This window comes from Sphingomonas sp. GW821-FHT04B01, assembly GCF_059420425.1.
This window is the reverse complement of sequence record NZ_JBWKTR010000028.1, coordinates 1-5,161: the sequence shown is the minus strand read 5'-3', so window position 1 is coordinate 5,161 and position 5,161 is coordinate 1. Positions and strand designations below refer to the sequence as shown.

2 protein-coding genes and 2 pseudogenes are annotated in these 5,161 nt (G+C 58.6%); 3 read left to right on the top strand and 1 reads right to left on the bottom strand.

What is annotated here, in order from left to right:
- Window positions 1-75 precede the first annotated feature (75 nt).
- Window positions 76-444, top strand: a pseudogene (locus AC07UH_RS21415) (integrase core domain-containing protein); the annotation flags it as partial.
- On the opposite strand, the pseudogene AC07UH_RS21410 reads toward AC07UH_RS21415, so the two are convergent.
- Window positions 433-2,410 (bottom strand): annotated as a pseudogene (locus AC07UH_RS21410) (conjugal transfer protein TraG). The pseudogenes AC07UH_RS21415 and AC07UH_RS21410 sit on opposite strands and share 12 nt — an antisense overlap.
- A 463-nt stretch (window positions 2,411-2,873) precedes the next feature.
- Between AC07UH_RS21410 and AC07UH_RS21405 the strand changes: the two are divergent.
- The gene (locus AC07UH_RS21405; protein ID WP_495182200.1) at window positions 2,874-3,716 is read left to right on the top strand and encodes an alpha/beta fold hydrolase; all 843 of its coding nucleotides are present in this window, start codon (window positions 2,874-2,876) and stop codon (window positions 3,714-3,716) included.
- Between the two features lie 106 nt (window positions 3,717-3,822).
- Window positions 3,823-5,088: an acetyl-CoA C-acetyltransferase gene (locus tag AC07UH_RS21400; protein WP_495182201.1), complete on the top strand. Its 1,266-nt coding sequence runs from the start codon at window positions 3,823-3,825 to the stop codon at window positions 5,086-5,088.
- Window positions 5,089-5,161 lie beyond the last annotated feature (73 nt).

Genomic DNA, 5,161 nt, shown 5'->3' with positions numbered 1-5,161 from the left:
CTGCGGCCGCTATACGCGGACTTGTCTTCATCAGGGCCATAGCGGCTCCCGAACCGGCGCTTCCCAATGTGCTACGGCATCCAGTTCGCAGAGCAGCCGCGTAACCGGAACACCGCCTGGTCACGGCAGATGCGCTTCGACATGATCTGCGAAGCCAATGACATCGAGCACCGGCTTACCAAGCCAAACCATCCTTGGACCAACGGTCAGGTCGAGCGGATGAACCGCACGATTAAGGAAGCGACCGTCAAACGCTTTCACTACGAGAGCCACGAGCAATTGCGGGTGCACCTCGCCGACTTCATGGCGGCATACAATTTCGCCCGCCGGCTCAAAACGCTCAGCGGCCTCACACCTTACGAATACATCGCCAAAATCTGGACTTCAGAGCCTGAGCGGTTCATCGTCGATCCGATCCACCAGATGCCGGGACTAAACACCTAGTGCCTGAACCCTGTCCATCGTGCGGCGCTCGGCCGCTTGGTCGCCATCATCGTCGCCGAGCCCTAGCGGATCGGCAAGCTCTGGCTCGACAATGACAGCCGGCTCGATGCCGTGCGCAGGATGGCGGGCTTGTTCCAGCCCACCCGCGTCAACGCCTTCGTCACTATCCGGGCTGCTGACAAGGCGCATGTCGGCACCGCGCACCCGACTAGCCCAATCGTCGGGACGAGCGGCAGGGAGATCGCGATAGCCGGTGGCATCGAGCGTCGGCGCTGGGAGGACGCGCGCGGCGTAGCGGTGGTCTTCATAGTAGCGCAGCTTCTTGGCGCGGATCGGCGGATGGCCAGAGATCAGAACCAGTTCGTCAGTCGGCGCGAGTTGCATCACCTCGCCAGGCGTCAGCAGGGCGCGGGCCGTCTCCTGTCGGCTAACCATGACATGCGCGAGCCATGGTGCAAGGCGATGCCCAGCATAGTTGCGCATGGCGCGCTGCTCGGTCGCAGTGCCGAGGGCGTCCGAAATGCGCTTCGCCGTCCGCTCGTCGTTGGTCGCAAACGCAATGCGGACATGGCAGTTGTCGAGAATTGCATTGTGTTCGCCATAGGCTTTCTCGATCTGGTTGAGGCTTTGTGCGATTAGGAAAGCGCGGACGCCATAGCCGGCGAGAAAGGCAAGGCTCGTCTCAAAGAAGTCCAGTCGTCCCAGCGCGGGGAACTCGTCGAGCATCATTAGCAGCCGGTGGTGTCCGCGCGCGGCTTCGCCATCCTTACCGGTCCCGTGCAACTCCTCGGTCAGGCGACGCCCGATCTGGTTGAGGATCAAGCGGATTAAAGGCTTTGTCCGGCTGATGTCGGATGGCGGCACCACGAGGTAGAGCGAGATGGGATGCGCGCCCTCTACTAGGTCAATGATGCGCCAGTCGGACGCCGAGGTGATCAACGCCACGGTTGGATCCCGATAGAGGCCGAGGAACGACATGGCGGTCGATAGGACGCCGGAGCGCTCGTTCTCACTCTTGTTGAGCAACTCGCGCGCGGCCGAGGCAACGACGGGATGGACCGCTGGGACCTCCGGCGTCCCGAGATGGTTGGTTGCCATCATGCACTTGAGCGTGGCGACGAACGTCCGCTGCGGATCGGAAAGGAATGTCGCGACCCGGGCCAGCGTCTTTTCTTCTTCGGCATAGAGGACGTGCAGGATCGCGCCGACCAGCAGAGAATGGCTGGTTTTTTCAGTGGTTGCGGCGCTCCAGTGCACCTTCCGGGTCGACAAGGATGTCCGCGATATTCTGGACGTCGCGCACTTCGTTAATACCGCGCCGCACCTCAAGCAGCGGGTTGTACCGCGCCGAACGAGAGTCGGTCGGATTGAAGAGCAGGCAGTGAGAGAAACGCGATCGCCAGCCCGCCGTTAATTGCCAGTTCTCGCCCTTGATGTCGTGGACGACAGTGGAGCCGGTCCACGACAGCAAGGTTGGAATGACGAGACCGACACCCTTGCCGGATCGTGTGGGAGCAAAAGCCATGATATGTTCGGGACCATTGTGCCGGAGGTCCTGTCCATTGATCTGGCCAAGCGTGACCCCATGCTCTTCGAGCAGCCCTGCAACCCTTACATCGCTCTGCGCCGCCCACTTTGCTGACCCGTAGGTAGTGAGATTGCTCGGCTGGCGGGCGCGCCATACCGACCCAAAGATCGCCGCGCCGCAGCCGATAAAGCCACCAGCAGCTGCTATCGCTCCCCCCTCGTCAAATATGATCGGAGCATAGGCATCGTACGAAAACCACCATGGGAAGATCTCCCAAGGTCGATAGACTGGCATTCCTAACGCAATGAACCAGGGTTGGCCCAGTTCTGGCTGATAGGCGAGCTGAGCCGCCACCCATTGGGTCGCCGTCCAGATACTCGCGCTAATTATTGCCAGGACAACGATAATCTGTCCGATCAGCAGTTTGGTCGGGGTCATGAGGCCTCCGTGAGCACGTCATGATGCAGCGTGCGTCAGGCCAATAATCGCTGATGTGAGTCCGGATGGAGAGACACTGGCTGGGGTCGCCGTGGGTGCCTCCGGTGCCATTGGGTCAGCGATGCCCGGGTGCCAATTAAATATCGGACTGCATGCCAGGGCGGCACTTCTCAACGGGAATCTCCTGCGAATCCTGTCTCGTGGAAACGCCCCGAATGTTCTGTGCAGATTAGGCAAGCCCGCAATTGGCTCCAGGATGACCTGGCTGACACGATATTCCCATTACGCATCGGCACATAGGCAAACGAATTGGACACCTATGGCTTGGTGCACCATTTGTCTCGACAACGTTCGGCTTAATTTATCCAGGCAGTCGAACGACAAGCTCCGGCAGTCGCAGAAAATCCCAAGTTTCCGTTTAGTTGCTAGAAATTTTACTTAACCGTATCTGGAGTTAATTTGTATGAGGGTGGATGTAAACGGCACTCGTCTTTATTTTGACGTGGAAGGTCTTTCGCTGGTGCCAGATGGTCCGATATTGCGTCAGCGACCTACCGTCCTCCTCGTGCATGGTGGTCCCGGCCTCGACCATGCATCATACCTGCCGGATATGTCGGCTTTGGCTGAAGATGCGCAGGTTATCTACCTCGACCATCGTGGCAATGGCAGAAGCGATGATGCGCGACCGGACCAGTGGAATTTGTCGCAATGGGCGGATGACATTGCGGGCTTCCTCGACGCTCTGGAAATCGAGAAGCCGCTCGTCCTCGGCGCATCCGTGGGCGGCTTTATTGCGCAAGCGTTTGCGACAACCTACCCTGATCGTTTGAGCAAACTTGCTCTGCTTTGCACAGGCGCGCGGACAGATCTTGAACTCTCTGTGGCGGCATTCGCCAAGGTCGGCGGCGATGATGCTGGCGTCGCTGCACGATATTTCCTTTCGGGAGACATGAACCATGAAGCGGAATTCATGGAGAAATGCCTGCAGCACTATACAGTTGGGCCAATGGATCCAAACTGGCTCGGGCGCTCCATCGCGAAGCCGGAGGTCTTGCGCCATTTCTTCGAGGCAGGCGGAGAGTGGCACACATTGGATTTCCGTACTGCGCTGAAGAAAATCAGCGTGCCGACCCTGATCCTTCACGGCGATCGGGATCCGATTTTGCCTCTCGCACTCGCCAAGGAAATCCATGATGGCATTGCAGGCGGGCTTGCCACGCTTAGGGTGATCGAAGGCGTCGGGCATGGCTGGACCGACAAGCCTGAGGAATGGATCGCTCATGTCAGGCAGTTTCTGATGGCCTGAGTCCTGGATAGGGCCACGGGTGCAGGGCCAGCAATTGATCTCGGTTTTCGCAGGGCGGGCCCAGCGTTGACCGCCCGTAGCGAACTCCCAAGCAAAAGGTAACAATATGAGCGGAGCCTACATAGTTGATGCAGTTCGCACCCCTCGTGCGTTGGGTAAGCCCAATCTAGGATCCTATGCTAATCTTCACCCGCAACAGATCGCTGTATCCGTCTTGACCGCGCTTCGGGAACGCAACCGATTTGATACAGGCCATGTGGATGACATCATCTGGTCGACCTCGTCACAGCGGGGAAATCAAGGTGGGGATCTTGGCCGCATGGCGGCGCTTGGCGCCGGCTATGATGTTACCGCGAGTGGTGTCACGCTGGACCGGTTTTGCGGTGGCGGTCTTACGAGCGTGGCATTCGCTGCTGCCCAGGTTGCAAGTGAAATGGAGGATCTGGTCATCGCTGGAGGCAGCGAGATGATGAGCTATGTAACTTCACTATCGTTCCAAGAAGCTGATGCTGGCATCCCGTCAGCAGTGGTGGGCAGCCATAACAGGCGTCTGGATGCTCTCCATCCCCAGTCCCATCAAGGAGTTTGCGCCGATGCTATCGCCAGTATCGAGGGATTTCGCAGGGAGGATCTCGATGCACTGGCCTTGGAGAGTCAACGGCGAGCCAGCGTTGCAATTTCGGAGGGGCGCTTCAGCCGCTCGCTGGTTCCAGTGCTGGACGAGGCCGGGAACACCATCCTGGAGAGTGACGAGTATCCCCGACCGCAAACCACTATTGAGGATCTCGCTGCTCTCCGGCCCGCATTCGAAGGACTTGCCGACACGCCATATGGCCAGAATGGGTCGACTTTTCGCCAACAAATTCTGAAGCGCTATCCGCAGGTGGAAATCAAGCATTTGCACCATGCCGGTAACTCATCTGGCATCGTGGACGGAGCCGCAGCAATCCTCCTTGGGTCAGCGCTTTACATCAAGCGACATAATCTCAAGCCGCGCGCAAGAATCGTGGCGACGGCCAATATGGGTGGAGATCCGACGCTGATGCTCAACGCGCCGGTCGAAGCCACCCGGAAAGTTCTTGGACGCGCTGGATTGTCAGTTGGCGACATCGATATCTGGGAAATCAATGAGGCATTTGCGGTCGTCGCAGCGAAGTTCATCAGGGACTTGGGCCTGGATCAGGCGAAGGTCAACGTGAATGGGGGTGCAATTGCTCTTGGACATCCCATAGGCGCGACCGGAGCAATACTCATCGGCACTGTCATCGACGAACTGGAACGTATTGGCGGGCGATATGGCCTCGTGACGATGTGTGCCGCAGGTGGAATGGCTCCTGCAATCATCTTAGAGAACCTGACTTGGCAATCCTAGGGTCAGGACCCATTGATGGGAGAGGCGCGATCTGATTGAGGCTCCGTGAGGAGACCGTGAATGAGCGACCTGT